Below are 17,059 nucleotides of genomic sequence, written 5' to 3'. Positions count from 1 at the left end.
GGAGTCGTGACCGATTGCGGAAAGCCTGCGGCTACACCGTTAGTGACAACGGCGATGCCGCCAACAGTCAGCGTGGTGACACCGTCCAGTGCAGTGATGGTGAACGTGCCACTTTGGGTCAATGCGGTGGCGTCCGGCGCACTGCCGGTGCTGAGGTTTTTCTCGAAGACGGTGAGTTCGCCACCGTTCACGTCGAGGCCGCTGATGGTCACTGGATCGTCGTTGTTGTGAATCTGCAAAACCAGATTCGCGGTGCTGGTGTCGCCGTCGGAATCAGTGATGGTGTAGGTGAAGGTTTCTGTGCCATTGCCGCCACCGTGCAGCGCTTTGAAGTCCGCGTCGCTAGGGTTGACGGTGTAGGTGTAAGTGCCATTGGCATTGAGCACCAAAGTGCCGTAAGTCCCGGTGAAAGTACCCGCAGTGATCGGGCCGGCATTGGGGCCGGTCGGTACGCGGTCGGCGCCTTGAACGTCGTTGGTCAGGACGTTACCGGTCAGCGTCAGATTGGTTTCCGAGGCAGTACCGGTATTGCTGTCATCCACGCCTTTTGGCAGGTCGTCGACGATGTTGACGTCCAACGAAGCATTCGCAGTGGTGCCGTTATCGTCCACCACGGTGACAGCGAACTGCTCGCTCAGCGTGTTCGCGCCACTGGCAGTCGGATGAGCATCGTTGTGATCCAGGGTGTAGCTGTAGCTCACGACACCCGTCGTAGCGTTGAAACCTGTAATCGTCAGCGTGCTGCCCAACGGAGTCGTGACCGATTGCGGAAAACCCGCAGCCACGCCATTGGTGACCACGGCGATTCCGCCAATGGTCAGCGTAGTGACGCCATCGAGAGCTGTGATGGTAAACGTGCCGCTCTGAGTCAACGCCGCCGAATCCGGGGCGCTACCGAGGGAAAGGTTTTTCTCGAAAACCGTCAGCTCGCCACCCTCGACGTTCAAGCCCTTGATGAGCACCGGATCGTCGTTGTTGTGGATCTGCAACACCAGATTCGCGGTGCTGGTGTCGCCGTCCGAATCGGTGATGGTGTAGGTGAAGTTCTCGGTGCCGTTGCCACCGCCGTGCAGGTTTTTGAAGTCCGCATCGTTAGTGTTCAGCGTGTAGGTGTAAGTGCCATTGGCATTCAGCACCAGGGTGCCGTAAGTCCCGGTGAAAGTGCCCGCAGTAATCGGGCCGGCATTGGGGCCGGTCGGTACGCGGTCGGCGCCTTGTACGTCGTTGGTCAGGACGTTGCCGGTCAGCGTCAGATTGGTTTCCGAGGCAGTACCGGTATTGCTGTCATCCACGCCTTTTGGCAGGTCATCGACGATGTTCACATCCAGCGATGCATTCGCGGTGGTGCCGTTATCGTCCACCACGGTGACAGCGAACTGCTCGCTCAGCGTGTTGGCGCCACTGGCAGTCGGATGAGCATCGTTGTGATCCAGGGTGTAGCTGTAGCTCACGACACCCGTCGTAGCGTTGAAACCTGTAATCGTCAGCGTGCTGCCCAACGGAGTCGTGACCGATTGCGGAAAACCCGCAGCCACGCCATTGGTGACCACGGCGATTCCGCCAATGGTCAGCGTAGTGACGCCATCGAGAGCTGTGATGGTAAACGTGCCGCTCTGAGTCAACGCCGCCGAATCCGGGGCGCTACCAAGGGAAAGGTTTTTCTCGAAAACCGTCAGTTCGCCACCCTCGACGTTCAAGCCGTTGATGAGCACCGGATCGTCGTTGTTGTGGATCTGCAACACCAGATTCGCGGTGCTGGTGTCGCCGTCCGAGTCAGTGATGGTGTAGGTGAAGGTTTCGGTCCCGTTGCCACCACCGTGCAGGTTTTTGAAGTCCGCATCGTTAGTGTTCAGCGTGTAGGTGTAAGTGCCATTGGCATTCAGCACCAGGGTGCCGTAAGTCCCGGTGAAAGTGCCCGCAGTAATCGGGCCGGCATTGGGGCCGGTCGGTACGCGGTCGGCGCCTTGTACGTCGTTGGTCAGGACGTTGCCAGTCAGCGTCAGATTGGTTTCCGAAGCCGCGCTTGCGTTGCTGTCATCCACCGCCTTGGGCACGTCGTCAGTGATGTTCACATCCAGCGAGCCGGTGGCGGTGTCGCCATTGCTGTCGCCAGCAATCACCGTGAAATGTTCGCTGAGGCTGTTGGCGCCGTCACCTGCCGGATGGGCGTCGTTGCCGTTGAGGGTGTAGCTGTAAGTGACCGTGCCGTTCGCCGGGTTGTAACCGGTGATGGTCAAGGTGTTGCCCAATTGCGTGGTGATCGATTGCGGGAAACCGACGGGCACGCCGCCGACGATCACGCTGATGCCGCCGATGCTCAGGCTGGTCAGACCGTCAGGCGCCGAAATGCTGAAGCTGCCAGCCTGGGTCAGCGCGCCGGGATTGGCGGCAGAGCCATCCGGCAGATTGGCTTCGTTGAGCGTCAGTTCACCCCCGGGCACATCGAGGCCTGTAAGGGTGACCAGGTTGTTGACCGGTGGCGGGATGATCGGCGCAGGCGTGTTGTCACCGTTGTCGATGACCGCGTTGTGGCGTTCTTCCGGAAACTCGGGAATGCCACCAAAACCGGCCGTGGGGAAACCGATGACCGGATCGACCCGGCCACCCACTTCGGTCAGCAATACGAAACTGTGGCCGCCACCCTTGCCGCCGCTGGTGTCACCGGGGGCATCGGGGCCTGCGGCAGTGGCTTCAGCAGATTTGGTCGGGTCTTCACCGGCGGCGATGGCCTTTTGGATCTGGGCGACATCGGTGAGTTGAGCATCGCTCGGGGTCAGCGCTTCCGGGGCATCCACATGCGGCGCATGGTTGGCCAGCAATTGTCCGGTCATGGTCAGGCTGCTGTCCCGGCCCAAGGTCAGTTCCTGGCCGTTTTGCAGATGGACGGCAACCGCCCCCTCCGCACCCGTGATCAATTGATCTCCGGCAAACAGTCGATCGCCTTCAACCAATGCGCGCCGACTTCCGTCAGCCGATTGAGCGAAAACCTGACCGATGACTTTAGTGACGATCCCGATGAGCGTTGCCATGTGCATTTCCTCCGCTGCCGACCACCGTCGGCACTGGTTCGCGAAGCAGCCCATGGCTCAAGCGGGTTGTCGGGGCGACGCTCGCACCTCGACAGTTCGTTTCGCAGGGTATGCAAATTCAGAAACCCCAGCGCCATCAAGCACTTGGAATCCCTGATCGATGCAGCACGCCCACTAGCGCTACGTAACGGTGGTGAATCACCCGAGTGACAAAAAACTGTCGCTCATTGGCCGCTACGCGTCCCTCCCCTTTAGCAGTACTTCGCCCGTATGTCGCAAAGTGAGTGGAACTTTCCTCAAGCCTTTCTGCACTCCCTAAAGCACATAAAACAAAGGCTTTCGAGAGGAACAATGTGCTGGATTTGGCGAAGCGCATAAGTTTTTTTTGGCATAAGCCATATGAAAATTTTTTCTTAGCTACGCTTCAGGATGTTCTTAGCTCTGTTGTAACAGCGATGAAACGCCAAACCTAAAAAATATCGTCAATAAATTGGCGACAGCAATACACCATCAGGACTCAGGGAGATGCACCCATGCGCGTTTTAACCCCCCTTTGCAGTGCGGTTTTGCTGGCCATGGCTTGCACTTCTCAAGCCCAGGCCATGAACCTCACCGAAGCGATACAAAGCACCATCGCGACCCACCCGGAACTGGCTTCGCGCGTAGACGCCAAACTGTCGGCCGATGAACAGGTGAAAGTTGCCAAGGGCGGCTTCTATCCATCGGTGGATCTGAACGCCGCTTATGGGCGCGGTTACAGCGACAACACCAACACCCGGGCCCTCGGTAACCACCACACCGAAATTCTCAACTACACCCAGTCCGAGCTGCGTCTGCGGCAGATGCTGTTCGACGGTTTCAATACCGCCAACGAAGTCGAGCGCACCAAGGGCGTTTCCAACTCGCGCGCGTACTACGCGCAAGGCACCGCCCAGGACCTGGCCCTGCGCACCATCGAGGTCTATCTCGAAGTGCTCAAGCGCCGCGAACTGGTGACCCTGGCCAAGAACAACCTGCAGGCGCATTTGCGCGTCAATGACCAGATCGGCCTGCGCACCCAGCGCGGCATCGGCAGCACCGCCGACTCCGATCAGTCGGTCGCCCGTAAGGCGCTGGCGCAGAACAACCTCGACACCGCCGAAGTCGATCTGGCGGATGCCGAATCGAACTTCTACGCCGTGGTCGGGCGCATGCCCGATGAACTGGAAGCGCCGGCTTCGACCCGTGGTGAATTGCCCACCAGCCTGCCCGAAGCCCAGCAGAGCATGGTCGAGAACAACCCGTACCTGAAATCCGCCCAGGCCGATGTGCAATCGGCCGAGAGTCAGTACGAAGTCGCCAAGTCGCCGTTCTACCCGCGCTTCGATGCCGAAGCGGCGGTCGGTGCCAACAACAACGTGCAGGGCGACGAGGGCCACGACAATGAATGGCGCGTCGGCGTGGTGATGAACTACAACCTGTTCCGTGGCGGCAGCGACAAGGCGCGACTGGCCTCCGATGCGCACCAGATCAACCAGGCCATGGACATCCGCAACAACGCCCTGCGCCAGCTCAACGAGAACATTCACCTGGCCTGGAACGCCATGGTCAACGCCAAGAAACAGACCCCGACCGCCCGCGAATACGCCGAGACCACCAAGCGTGTACGCGCCGCGTATCAGGATCAGTTCGGCCTCGGCCAACGTACCCTGCTCGACCTGCTCGACAGTGAAAACGAGCTGTACAACGCCAATCGCCGCTACACCGAAATCCGCTACACCGAGGAGTTTTCGATGTACCGCGTGCTGGCGAACATGGGTCAGTTGCTGAGCAAGCAACGGGTGGTGCTGCCGGCCGACGCGATTGCCGCTGCCGAAGTGAAGAACGAGGCGCGCTTGCCCGAACTGAAGTAGTCCCGATGATGTAGCCAGGGAGCGATCAATATGACCAGCATGGAACCCGGTGTTTCCGGGGTCGATCCGCGGCTGAGCTTCGATGATCCGTTACTCGACGGTCTGTTGATCCTCTGCAAACTGCACGGCGCGACAGTCAGTCGCGCCAGCCTGAGTGCCGGGCTGCCCCTGGACAAACAACGCCTGAGCCTGGACCTGCTGCCCCGTGCGGCGGCCCGGGCCGGTTTGCAGGCGCGGCTGCTGCGCCGCGACCTCAAGGACATTTCCCCGCTCAACCTGCCGGTGCTGTTGCTGTTGGGCAATGGCCGCACGGCTGTGCTGCGGCGTTTTGCCGATGACGGCAAAGCCCTGATTCTGCCCAGTGAAGCCGATGGCGGCGAACAGTGGGTCAGCCACGAAGAACTCACCGAACACTACACCGGCCAGGCCCTGTTCGCCCGGCCACGGCATGAACTGGAAGACCTGCGTTCACCGTTGGTGCCAAGGGTGCAAGCGTGGTTTCGCGACACCCTGAAGCTGTCGAAATGGCTGTACAGCGACGCGATCCTCGCCAGTTTCCTGATCAACTTGCTGGGCCTGATGGTGCCGCTGTTCGTCATGCAGACCTACGACCGCGTGGTGCCGAACCAGGCCACGTCGACCCTGTGGGTGCTGGCCATCGGATTGCTGATCGGCACCGGTTTCGAACTGGTCTTGCGCGTGGTGCGCGCGCACCTGCTGGACACCGCTGGCAAGAAGACCGACGTGATCCTTTCCGCGACTTTATTCGAGCGCATCACCGGCATGGCGATGAAGGCCCGGCCGGCGACCATCGGCGGTTTCGCCCAGAGCATTCACGACTTTCAAGGCCTGCGGGAGTTTCTCACCGCCGTGACCCTGACCAGCCTGATCGACCTGCCCTTCGTGGTGCTGATGCTGGTAGTGATCGGCCTGCTGGGCGGCTGGCTGGTGGTGATTCCGCTGCTGGCGTTTCCGATCACGATTGTGTTCGCGATGATCATTCAGGTTCGCCTGCGCGACACCGTGCAGAAAAGCCTGAGCCTCGGAGCCGAGCGTCAGGCATTGCTGATCGAAACCCTCGGCGGACTGGAAACCCTCAAGGCGTGCAGCGCCGAAAGCGAGCGCCAGCACAAGTGGGAAAGCACCCACGGCGCCCTCACCCGCCTCGACAGCCACGCACGCAACCTCTCGGCGCTGGCCACCAACGGCACGCTGTTCATCCAGCAATTCTCGGGGATGGCGACCATCGTCGCCGGGGTCTACAGCATCATCGCCGGCAACCTCAGCGTCGGTGCGCTGGTGGCCAGTTACATGCTCGGCAGCCGCGTGCTCGCGCCACTAGGCCAGATTGCCGGGCTGATCACCCGCTACCAGCAAGCGCAACTGACCATGAAAAGTACCGACGCCCTGATGTCTTTGCCCCAGGAGCGCGACGGCAAACAACGGCCGCTGGAACGCACGCAACTGCAAGGCGCGCTGGACGCCAATGCGGTGACCTTCCATTACAACGGCCAGAACGCGCCGGCCCTGAGCAATATCAGTTTCAGCGTCAAGCCCGGCGAGCGGATCGGCATCATCGGTCGCAGCGGTTCCGGCAAGAGCACCCTCGCACGGCTGGTCATGGGTTTCTACGAACCGGAAGAAGGCCAGTTGCTGCTCGACGGCCTCGACCTGCGGCAACTGGATGTCGCCGACCTGCGCCAGCAGATCGGTTATGTCGCCCATGATCTGCCACTGCTGGCCGGCAGCCTGCGTGACAACCTGACCCTCGGCGCCCGTTATGTCAGCGATTCGCGGATGCTCGAAGTCGCCGAACTGACCGGCGTCACCGAGCTTGCCCGCCAGCACCCGCAAGGCTTCGACCGACCGGTGGGTGAACGTGGGCAATTGCTTTCCGGCGGTCAACGCCAGGCAGTCCTGCTGGCCCGGGCGCTGTTGCTCGACCCGCCGATCATGCTGCTCGACGAACCCACCAGCGCCATGGACAACAGCAGCGAAGACGTCCTGCGCCAGAAGCTTCACGGCTGGGTGCAGGGCAAAACCTTGCTGCTGGTCACGCACCGCACCTCGATGCTGAGCCTGGTGGACCGGTTGCTGGTGCTGGACAACGGCCGGATCGTCGCCGACGGTCCGAAAGAAGCGGTCATCGATGCACTGCGCAAGGGCCGGGTCGGCTCGGCGGCGGTCTAGGAGTTGCCCATGTCTGCTTCCTCATCGTCAAAACAGCGCGGTTACTTCGACAGTTTCGGCAAAAGCGCCGAAGCCGAATTCATGCCGGAAACTGCCGGCGCTTCGTTGCAGGATTCGCCGCGCTGGTCGCGCATCACCGTGTGGCTGGCGGCGGCACTGCTGATCAGCGCGCTGGTCTGGGCCAAATTCGCGGTGCTCGAAGAAGTGACCATGGGCGAAGGCAAGGCGATTCCGTCGAGCAAGGTCCAGGTGATCCAGAACCTCGAGGGCGGGATCGTCACCGAGATCTTCGTGCGTGAAGGGCAAATGGTGAACAAGGGCGACACCCTGCTGCGCCTGGATGACACGCGGTTTCTGTCGAACAAGGGTGAGAGCGAGGCGGATCGTTATGCCCTGACCGCGCAGGTCGAACGCTTGTCCGCCGAAGCCGAAGGCCGGCCGTTCAAGCTCTCGGACGAGGTGATTGCCAAGGCTCCGCAAGTCGCCGAGGACGAGCGCTCGCTGTATGAACAACGGCAACGGCGGCTGGCCAGCGAACAGCGCACCCTCAGCGAACAACTGCGGCAGAAGACTCAGGAGCTGGCGGAGTTTCGTTCGAAACAGGGGCAATACAGCTCGAGCCTGGCGCTGTTGCAACAGGAAATGAACATGTCGGAACCACTGGTGAAAACCGGTGCGGTGTCGCCCGTGGAGATCCTCCGTCTACGTCGTAGCGCAGTGGAAATTCGTGGCTCGTTGAACGCCACGACCCTGGCCATTCCCCGGGCCGAATCGGCGATCAACGAGATCAAGAGCAAGATCGACGAATCGGAACAGACCTTCCGCTCCGACGCGGCCAAGGACCTCAACCAGAAGCGCACCGACCTGTCGAAAATCACGGCGTCGAGCATCGCCATCGACGACCGCGTCAGCCGCACCACCGTGACCTCGCCGGTACACGGGGTGATCAAGCAGTTGAAGGTCAACACCATCGGCGGCGTGGTCCAGCCGGGCAGCGACATGGTGGAAATCGTGCCGCTGGAAGACAACCTGCTGATCGAAGCCAAGGTCCGTCCGCAGGACGTGGCGTTCCTGCATCCGGGCCAGAAAGCCATGGTCAAGTTCAGTGCCTACGACTACACGATCTACGGCGGACTCAGCGCCAAACTTGAGCTGATCGGTGCCGACACGATTACCGATGACAAGGGCAACAGTTTCTACCTGATCCAGGTGCGCACCGACAAAAACCATTTGGGCGGGGACGTGAAACCGCTGCTGATCATTCCGGGGATGGTGGCGACGGTGGACATCATTACCGGGGAGAAAAGCGTGCTGGATTACTTGCTCAAACCGGTGCTGAAGGCGCGCACCGAGGCGATGCGCGAACGCTAGCCTCATCTGATCGTTCCCACGCTCCGCGTGGGAACGATCAGTATCCGTGATTCTTTTGGAAGGTCTCCTCCCCCATCGCCGCAATCTGCCCCTCGATCAACGCCTCGAACGGCTTGAGCAACGGATCGAAAGAAGCCGGCGCTTCCAGGGTCTGCAACGCCTGAACGATCGCCTCGATAGTCGACAACGCACCCGGCCCCGGTGCCTTGCGCAACCGATACCGTGAGACCCCGCCCTCCGCCAAAGTCACGCGAGGCAATGCCGCCAGCAGCGGATTCAGATGCAACATCTTGCGCGCCTTGCGCCACGTGCCGTCCGGCACCACCAGCAACAACGGTTCATCGGACGTAGCATAAGCCTGCATCGGCTGCGCATCGTCCGCCGGAAACAGCAACCGCGCCCGATACCCCGGCCGATTCAGCAGCGCGGGCAGATCCTCGAACACTTCGCCGACGATCAGTTCGGCATTGTTCAAGCCGAGCGCTGCCAGCCGTGCAGTGTTGAGCGCGTGATTGACCTCGCTCGGGTGCTGCAACAGCAACACCCGAGTGCGGCTGTCGAGGCTGGGGATCAGCGGGCACAGGCAGTGGGTTTGTGGGCGCAGGCAGCGCGGGCATTGAGGTCTGGACATGTTCTTATGCCTGATTGAGCTGTGCTTTGAGCAGATCGCGGAAGGTCTGGATCAGCGGCTCGCGGCTGCGGCCACGGCGCATGATCATGGAAAACGGCGCCTGATAACCGAAGGTCGCCGGCAGCAGCACCCGCAAATCACCCTTGTCGGCCCAGGCCTGAGCGTAGTGCTCCGGCAGATAACCGATGTAGGCACCGGACAGCACCAGAATCAACTGCGCTTCCATACTTTCCACAGTCGCGGCGCTGTGTTTGAAACCGTGACGGGCCAGCTCCGCCTGGCTCCAGTAACCGCGCCCGACCATGCGTTGCTGGGTGATGACCTGCTCGGGAATCCGCCGCTCGTTGAACAACGGGTGACGATTACTGCAATACAGCCAGTGCTGTTCGCGGTACAGCGGCATGTACACCAGACCGCTCATGCGCGTGGAGAACGCGCCGATGGCCAGATCGAGTCGGTTGTCCTGCACGCCGAGTTGCAATTCGTAGGGGCTCATCACCGACAGGTGCAAATGCACCGCCGGGTGTTCCTGGCTGTAGGCGCCGATGGCTTCGGCGAACGGCAGGGCCTTGTCGCTGACGGTGGAGTCGATCACCCCGAGGTTGAGCGTACCGCGCAATTCGCCCTTGAGCGCCGCGGCGTATTGTTCGAAACCTTCGAGTTCGGCCAGCAGGCGCAGGGTTTCCTGATGGAACAGCTCGCCTTTGCTGGTCAGGCTGAAACCACCGCGCCCGCGATGGCAAAGCACCAGACCGAGCGCGGCTTCGAGCTGGCTCATGTAGGTGCTGATCGCCGAGGTCGACAGGTTGAGTTCCTGCTGCGCGTTGGCAAACCCCTGATGACGCACGACGCTGACGAAGATGCGCAAAAGTTTCAGGTCGGGTAAAGCGTTGGCCATGGGGACTCCACTGATCGGGCAACGAGCATGGGCGAGAAGTCTATCTCCAGCCATTCCATTAGTTTAGAAAAATCTGAACTAAGTATTTGCCCGTAGCGATTCTTTCGCCTCACTACATTTCGCAGAATCGGCCCCACAGCGGTGCCCGTGACCTTGCGAATGCGGCGCGCCGACATAAATAAAACAAAGACGATGAGGCCCTACCCGTGGACAAGATTCTTCACCAACCACTGGGCGGCAACGAAATGCCGCGCTTCGGCGGCATCGCCACCATGCTCCGACTCCCCCATGTACCGACCGCTGCCGGTCTGGACGCTGCCTTCGTTGGCGTGCCACTGGACATCGGTACTTCGCTGCGCCCCGGCACCCGCTTCGGGCCACGCGACATCCGCACCGAATCGGTGATGATCCGCCCGTACAACATGGCCACCGGCGCTGCGCCGTTCGACTCGCTGTCGGTTGCCGACATCGGTGACGTGGCGATCAACACCTTCAACCTGCTCGACGCCGTGCGCATCATCGAAGAAGCCTACGACAACATCCTCGAGCACAACGTCATCCCGATGACCCTGGGTGGCGACCACACCATCACCCTGCCGATCCTGCGTGCGATCCACAAAAAGCACGGCAAGGTCGGTCTGGTGCACATCGACGCTCACGCTGATGTGAACGATCACATGTTCGGCGAGAAGATCGCCCACGGCACGACCTTCCGTCGCGCCGTCGAAGAAGGCCTTCTGGACTGCGACCGTGTGGTGCAGATTGGTCTGCGGGCGCAGGGTTACACCGCTGACGACTTCAACTGGAGCCGCGATCAGGGCTTCCGCGTGGTGCAGGCCGAAGAGTGCTGGCACAAGTCGCTGGCACCGCTGATGGCCGAAGTGCGCGAGAAAGTTGGTGGCGGCCCGGTGTACCTGAGCTTCGACATCGACGGCATCGACCCGGCCTGGGCGCCTGGCACCGGCACCCCGGAAATCGGTGGTCTGACGACCATTCAGGCGATTGAAATCGTTCGCGGCTGCCAGGGCCTCGACCTGATCGGCTGCGATCTGGTAGAAGTCTCGCCCGCTTATGACACCACCGGCAACACCTCGCTGCTGGCCGCCAACCTGCTGTACGAAATGCTCTGCGTACTGCCGGGCGTCGTCCACCGCTGAGGGTCGGGTCATGAACGAACGTGATCAGGTTCTGAAAGCGGCCGCCGATCTGGTGTCCGCCTTCGCCCGCAACGATCGCGAAGCCTACTTCGGCGCGTTCAGCGCCGATGCAAGCTTCGTGTTCTACACCCTCGAACAGCCCCTGCTGTCGCGCGATGCCTATCAGGCGTTGTGGGACAGCTGGCGCGCCGAGGATGGCTTCGAGGTGCTGTCCTGCATCTCGAGCAACGCCTTCGTCAGCCTGCAGGGTGACGTGGCGATTTTCATCCATGACGTGGCCACCGAGCTGCGCATGCAAGGGGAGCAACACTTCAGCCAGGAGCGCGAGACGATTGTTTTCAGGAAACAAGCGTCGAGCCTAGAACAACAAGGCCATTGGCTGGCCTGCCACGAACATTTGTCCGCAATGCCGGAAGGGCTGCCATCCCCTTAGCCAAGACAGGTGACGCTCACGCACGATGAGCGCGCCTTTATGATCGGAGCAGATCATGAATAACAACAACAAAGACCAAAGCCTTACGCAGATTGAAACCCACGGGGTCGAACAGATCCCGGACAACGAACGCACCGCCGGTCCCGTGGATTTGTTCCGCATGATCTTTGGCGGCGCGAATACCTTTGCCACCGCCGTGCTCGGCAGTTTCCCGGTGCTGTTCGGCCTGTCCTTTCAGGCGGGCGTCTGGGCGATTGTCTCGGGCGTACTGCTCGGCTCGCTGATCCTCGCACCGATGGGCCTGTTCGGCCCGATCAATGGCACCAACAATGCGGTGTCGTCCGGTGCGCACTTCGGCGTGCACGGGCGGATCGTCGGTTCGTTCCTCTCGCTGTTGACCGCCATCGCCTTCTTCTCGCTCTCGGTGTGGAGTTCGGGGGATGCGTTGATTGGTGGTGCGAAACGCCTGATCGGCCTGCCGGAAACCGACCTGACTCTGGGTCTGGCCTACGGTCTGTTCGCGATTCTGGTGCTGACCGTGTGCATCTACGGCTTCCGCTTCCTGCTGTGGGTGAACAAGGTGGCGGTGTGGAGCGCGAGCCTGCTGTTCCTGCTGGGCATCTTCGCTTTCGCCGGCCCGTTCGATTCGCACTACGCCGGCACCGTCAGCCTCGGCCAGCCAGGCTTCTGGGCAGCCTTTATCGGCGCCGCGCTGGTGGCCATGAGCAACCCGATTTCCTTCGGCGCGTTCCTCGGCGACTGGGCCCGCTATATCCCGCGTGAAACCTCGCGTCAGCGGATCATGGCAGCGGTGATTTTCTCGCAGATCGCCACGTTCATTCCGTTCCTGTTCGGCCTGACCACTGCGACCATCGTGGCGATCCAGGCACCGGACTACATCGCGGCCAACAACTACGTCGGCGGCCTGCTGGCGGTGTCGCCGAGCTGGTTCTTCCTGCCGGTGTGCCTGATTGCGGTGATCGGCGGCATGTCCACCGGCACCACGTCGCTGTATGGCACCGGGCTGGACATGTCCAGCGTGTTCCCTCGCCTGCTGTCGCGAGTAAAGGCGACGTTGCTGATCGGTGTGCTGTCGATTGCCTTCATCTTCATCGGGCGCTTCGCGGCAAACCTGGTGCAGAGCGTGTCGACCTTCGCCGTGCTGATCATCACCTGCACCACCCCATGGATGGTGATCATGATCATCGGCCTGGTGGTGCGTCGCGGCTTCTACTGCCCGGACGACCTGCAAGTGTTCACGCGCGGCGAGCAAGGCGGACGCTACTGGTTCAGCCACGGCTGGAACTGGCGCGGCCTGGGCGCGTGGATCCCGAGCGCGGCGGTCGGCCTGTGCTTCGTCAACCTGCCGGGGCAGTTCGTCGGCCCGCTGGGTGAACTGGCCGGCGGCATCGACATCAGCCTGCTGGTGACCCTCGGTCTGGCCTCGGTGATGTACCTGATGCTGCTGAGCCTGTTCCCGGAACCGGCGCTGGTCTACGGCCCGAAGGATCCCCGGAGCAAAGGCGCGCATGCGCCGGCTGAAGCGGCGCTGCGTCAGGCTGCCTGAATAAACGAATCGCCTGTGGGGGTCAGCCTTCTCCCACAGAGTTCCACCCCATAAAAAAGACAATCGGAGACACGCCATCATGGCTTTGGATTTATTCGTCGTCCTCATCTACGCCGCCGGCATGCTCTTGCTCGGCTACTTCGGCATGCGCAAGGCCAAGACCAACGAGGACTTCCTGGTTGCCGGGCGTAACCTCGGCCCGAGCCTGTACATGGGCACCATGGCTGCGACCGTTCTCGGTGGCGCGTCCACCGTCGGCACCGTCCGCCTGGGCTATGTGCACGGCATCTCCGGTTTCTGGCTGTGCGCGGCACTGGGTTGCGGCATCGTCGCGCTGAACCTGTTCCTGGCCAAGCCGCTGCTGAAACTGAAGATCTACACCGTTACCCAGGTGCTGGAAAAACGCTACAACCCGATGGCCCGCTCGGCGAGCGCGGCGATCATGCTGGCCTACGCGCTGATGATCGGCGTGACCTCGATCCTCGCCATCGGCACCGTGCTGCAAGTGCTGTTCGGCCTGCCGTTCTGGATCTCGGTACTGCTCGGCGGTGGCGTGGTAGTGGTGTACTCGGCCATCGGCGGGATGTGGTCGCTGACCCTGACCGACATCGTCCAGTTCATCATCAAGACTGTCGGCCTGATGTTCATCCTCCTGCCCATCTGCCTGTACCGCGTCGGCGGCTGGGACGAGCTGGTGCTGAAACTGCCGGCCACCGCCTTCAGCTTCACCACCATCGGCTGGGACACGATCATCACCTACTTCATGATCTACTTCTTCGGCATCCTGATCGGTCAGGACATCTGGCAACGGGTGTTCACCGTCAAGACCGCTAAAGTCGCTCAATACGCCGGCAGCATCGCGGGCATCTACTGCATTCTCTACGGCCTGGCCTGTGCCCTGATCGGCATGGCGGCGCACGTGCTGATCCCGGATCTGGACAACGTCAACAACGCCTTCGCCGCGATCGTCAAACTGTCGCTGCCGGACGGTATCCGTGGTCTGGTGATCGCCGCTGCCCTGGCCGCGATGATGTCCACCGCCAGCGCCGGCCTGCTCGCCGCTGCCACCACCCTGACCGAAGACCTGCTGCCGAAACTGCGTGGCGGCAAACAGTCGAGCCTGGGCATCAACCGCCTCTTCACCCTGCTGACCGGTGTCGTGGTGCTGGGTATCGCTCTGGTTGTGAACGACGTGATCAGCGCCCTGACCCTGGCCTACAACCTGCTGGTGGGCGGCATGCTGATCCCGCTGATCGGTGCAATCTTCTGGAAGCGCGCCACCACCGCCGGCGCCATCGCCAGCATGGGCACTGGTTTTGCCACCGCCTTGCTGTTCATGGTCAAGGACGGTCTGGACGCCAACACCCCGATCTACTACAGCCTGGCTGTGGGTCTGGTGAGTTTCGTGGTGGTCAGCCTGATGTCCCGCCGCCCAAACGTGGTGGCCAGCGCGATCTAAGCTGAAACATAACGACTTGATGCTTTCTTCGACGGGTGTGGCGTCGGTTGCCACACCCGTTTTTTTTCGTCTGGAGAAAATGCTTTATGAAGATTGTTTCTCGCGATCAGTGGTTCGAAGTGCAGCACCTGAGCGACGGCATTCGCCTGATTCACGAGCCGTACATCCGTCCCTTCTACCGCTGCAACCTCTGGCATGTTCAGGGGCGTGACAAGGATCTGCTGCTCGACAGCGGTTCCGGCCTGGTCAGCCTGCGCGAACAACTGCCGTGGCTGACCGAGCGGCCGCTGGTGGCGGTGGCCAGTCATTGCCACTTCGACCACATTGCCGGGCATCACGAATTTGCCGAACGGCTGGTACACCCTGCCGAGGCGGACATTCTGGCGGCGCCGGATGGCGAGAATGACTTGAGCCGTGCCTTCGTCGGCGACGACATGTTCGAAGCCCACCCGGATTGCCCGCTGTGCTACGCCGAATACCGGGTCAAGGCTGCGCCGGCCACCGGATTTGTCGAGGACGGCGATGTGCTGGACCTGGGCAATCGCACGCTGCAAGTGCTGCACACACCGGGGCATTCGCCGGGCGGGATCAGCCTCTATGAAGCGGCCAGCGAAACCCTGTTCAGTGGCGACATCATCTACGACGGGCCGTTGATTGAAGATGCCTACCACTCGAATCTCGAAGATTACGCCGCCAGCCTGCAGCGTTTGCAGGCTCTGAAGATCCGCACCGTGCATGGCGGGCATTTCGGCAGCTTTTCAGGGGAGCATCTGCGCTCGATGATTGACGAATGGTTGCGCCGGCACGCCTGAGGCCTGCTGTACTCCAGTCAGACCCACCACTTTTGAAAACCTGCCATGAGAAGAGCTGCCGTGCGTGCCGCCGTGCACAGGTTCATCAAGCGTCTGCTGGAAAACCGCGAATTCAATGACCGCACCAGCCTGGCGGAGCTGGGTCTGGAGAAGGCGGATATCGAGGACCTGATCTTCCATCTGGAAGATGAATTCGGACTGACGGCATTCACCGCCGAAGAAGATCACATGCTCAAGACCGCGAAAACCGCGAACGACTTGAGCCGGTTTCTGATCGAGATCGGGCGACACTGAAAAGCAAAAGATCGCAGTCTTCGTCAGCACCTGCACGGTTTCATGCAGGCGCTGACGAAGACTGCGATCTCTCTATCTTCAAATCCTTGTTATTCAGATCGGGGCATTAGCGCCGACGCTGCTGACGCCGACGCTGTTCGTCATCAGTGCGAATCGGGACCGGTTGCAGAGGCGGTTCGATCAAGCCGAGGGCAACACCCAAATCGTGCAGCCAGTTTTGAATTTTCTCTTTCATCGTCATGCCCCCTTCAGGGTGGTGCTGAGCGTCCGGAATTCTGAGGCCGCTTCGCACTGATAATAGTCCGAAGTCCTACGCAATGCTCGGTGAAATCCGCAATGATCTGTTACCAGATTGATCAGAATCCCTGACCGATCGCTCAAGCGATTTCCCGGGTGTCTTCGCCAGCCACGGGATAGAGCGCCTGCTGCTGTTCAATCCACGCATTGAGATTGGCGCCGACCATGCCCCGGCGCCACATGAGCCAGGTTGTCGCACTGGCAAACGGCTCGGCCAGCGGATGCACCGCGACACTTTCGCGGCCCGGCAGGCTGGCGAGCATCGACTCCGACATCAGCGCCACGCCGCTGCCGGCAATCACGCAAGCCAGCATCCCTTGATAAGACTCGATCTCCATCGCCCGGCCCATCGCCGCCTGATAGTGCGCGAACCACGACTCCAGCCGCGCACGGTAAGCGCAGCCATGGCGAAAGGTGAACACCGCCCGCCCCTCGACATCCTTGGCACTGCGTACCGGTGGGTGATCCGGCTCGCTGATCAGCACCAGCCGCTCATTGCACAGCGGCACCCCGTCGATCCCGGCCAGTTGCGGCGGGCCATCCACCAGCGCCGCATCGAGGCGCCCGGTGAGCAGGCCTTCCAGCAATTCGCCACTGGGCCCGGACTGCACCTGCAGATTCACCGCCGGATATCGCTTGTGATACCGCGCCAGCAACGCCGGCAAATGAATCGCGGCGGTGCTGTACAGAGTGCCGAGCACGAAATCTCCCGCCGGTTGCCCGCCCATCACCGCCGCACTGGCCTGATCGCGCAGGGCGAACAGTTTGCCGGTGTAGTCCAGCAGGACTTTTCCCGCGGGCGACAACTGCAAACGCTGACGCTCGCGGACGAACAGTTCGACGCCCAATTGCTCTTCGAGCTGTTTGAGCCGGGTCGACAGGTTCGACGGCACGCGGTGCAGGCGTTCGGCGGCGCGAGTGATAGAGCCCTCCTCCGCCACGGCCTGGAAGATCCGCAATTGGCTGAACTCCACAACCATTCTCCTGAACTGAACAAGTTACTCACTATTATTCAATTTTAAAGAAAGT

The 17,059-nt window shown here is 61.3% G+C and carries 14 protein-coding genes; 9 read left to right on the top strand and 5 right to left on the bottom strand.

Going from position 1 to position 17,059, the window contains the following annotated elements:
* Window positions 1–3,029: retention module-containing protein (locus tag AC1RME_RS20260; protein WP_493091661.1), on the bottom strand; the 3,029-nt coding region annotated here is incomplete at its 3' end.
* Between the two features lie 533 nt (window positions 3,030–3,562).
* Between AC1RME_RS20260 and AC1RME_RS20255 the strand changes: the two genes are divergently transcribed.
* From AC1RME_RS20255 to AC1RME_RS20245, 3 genes are read left to right on the top strand one after another with little or no spacing between them, the layout of a single operon-like run.
* Window positions 3,563–4,921, top strand: a complete 1,359-nt coding sequence (locus AC1RME_RS20255) for a TolC family outer membrane protein (protein WP_096819329.1) — start codon at window positions 3,563–3,565, stop codon at window positions 4,919–4,921.
* A gap of 30 nt (window positions 4,922–4,951) precedes the next feature.
* On the top strand, window positions 4,952–7,111 hold the full coding sequence (locus AC1RME_RS20250; protein WP_096819330.1) for a type I secretion system permease/ATPase: 2,160 nt from the start codon (window positions 4,952–4,954) through the stop codon (window positions 7,109–7,111).
* A 9-nt stretch (window positions 7,112–7,120) separates the two neighbouring features.
* Window positions 7,121–8,482, top strand: a complete 1,362-nt coding sequence (locus AC1RME_RS20245) for an HlyD family type I secretion periplasmic adaptor subunit (RefSeq protein ID WP_096819331.1) — start codon at window positions 7,121–7,123, stop codon at window positions 8,480–8,482.
* A 37-nt stretch (window positions 8,483–8,519) separates the two neighbouring features.
* Here AC1RME_RS20245 and AC1RME_RS20240 read toward each other — a convergent pair whose 3' ends face one another.
* Both AC1RME_RS20240 and AC1RME_RS20235 read right to left on the bottom strand, forming a co-directional pair.
* Entirely contained in the window at window positions 8,520–9,113 is a 594-nt protein-coding gene (locus AC1RME_RS20240; RefSeq protein ID WP_096819332.1) for a tRNA-uridine aminocarboxypropyltransferase, read from the bottom strand.
* A 4-nt stretch (window positions 9,114–9,117) separates the two neighbouring features.
* Window positions 9,118–10,011 (bottom strand): LysR family transcriptional regulator, encoded by an 894-nt coding sequence (locus AC1RME_RS20235; RefSeq protein ID WP_039772530.1) that lies wholly within the window; start codon window positions 10,009–10,011, stop codon window positions 9,118–9,120.
* A 206-nt stretch (window positions 10,012–10,217) separates the two neighbouring features.
* On the opposite strand from AC1RME_RS20235, the gene speB reads away from it, so the two are divergent.
* From speB to AC1RME_RS20205, 6 genes are all read left to right on the top strand, one after another.
* On the top strand, window positions 10,218–11,168 hold the full coding sequence (gene speB / locus AC1RME_RS20230) for an agmatinase (RefSeq protein ID WP_003222717.1): 951 nt from the start codon (window positions 10,218–10,220) through the stop codon (window positions 11,166–11,168).
* Between the two features lie 10 nt (window positions 11,169–11,178).
* Window positions 11,179–11,601 carry a YybH family protein gene (locus AC1RME_RS20225; protein WP_096819333.1) on the top strand — a complete coding sequence of 141 codons (423 nt, stop codon included), beginning with the start codon at window positions 11,179–11,181 and terminating at the stop codon, window positions 11,599–11,601.
* Between the two features lie 55 nt (window positions 11,602–11,656).
* Window positions 11,657–13,168: a purine-cytosine permease family protein gene (locus tag AC1RME_RS20220; protein ID WP_096819334.1), complete on the top strand. Its 1,512-nt coding sequence runs from the start codon at window positions 11,657–11,659 to the stop codon at window positions 13,166–13,168.
* 79 nt (window positions 13,169–13,247) lie between these two features.
* The gene (locus tag AC1RME_RS20215; protein WP_096819335.1) at window positions 13,248–14,627 is read left to right on the top strand and encodes a sodium:solute symporter family protein; all 1,380 of its coding nucleotides are present in this window, start codon (window positions 13,248–13,250) and stop codon (window positions 14,625–14,627) included.
* An 86-nt stretch (window positions 14,628–14,713) separates the two neighbouring features.
* Window positions 14,714–15,439 carry an MBL fold metallo-hydrolase gene (locus AC1RME_RS20210; RefSeq protein WP_096819336.1) on the top strand — a complete coding sequence of 242 codons (726 nt, stop codon included), beginning with the start codon at window positions 14,714–14,716 and terminating at the stop codon, window positions 15,437–15,439.
* 45 nt (window positions 15,440–15,484) lie between these two features.
* On the top strand, window positions 15,485–15,733 hold the full coding sequence (locus AC1RME_RS20205; RefSeq protein ID WP_096819337.1) for a phosphopantetheine-containing protein: 249 nt from the start codon (window positions 15,485–15,487) through the stop codon (window positions 15,731–15,733).
* Between the two features lie 106 nt (window positions 15,734–15,839).
* Here AC1RME_RS20205 and AC1RME_RS20200 read toward each other — a convergent pair whose 3' ends face one another.
* Together AC1RME_RS20200 and ptrR are read right to left on the bottom strand one after the other, a co-directional pair.
* Window positions 15,840–15,968: a PA1414 family protein gene (locus tag AC1RME_RS20200; RefSeq protein WP_007914492.1), complete on the bottom strand. Its 129-nt coding sequence runs from the start codon at window positions 15,966–15,968 to the stop codon at window positions 15,840–15,842.
* Between the two features lie 142 nt (window positions 15,969–16,110).
* Complete coding sequence (gene ptrR / locus AC1RME_RS20195) at window positions 16,111–17,004, bottom strand: putrescine utilization regulator PtrR (protein ID WP_096819670.1); 894 nt, start codon at window positions 17,002–17,004, stop codon at window positions 16,111–16,113.
* Between the last annotated feature and the right edge of the window lie 55 nt (window positions 17,005–17,059).

Source organism: Pseudomonas sp. GW822-FHT03F08, assembly GCF_058801265.1.
This window is presented reverse-complemented; position numbering and strand designations above follow the sequence as displayed.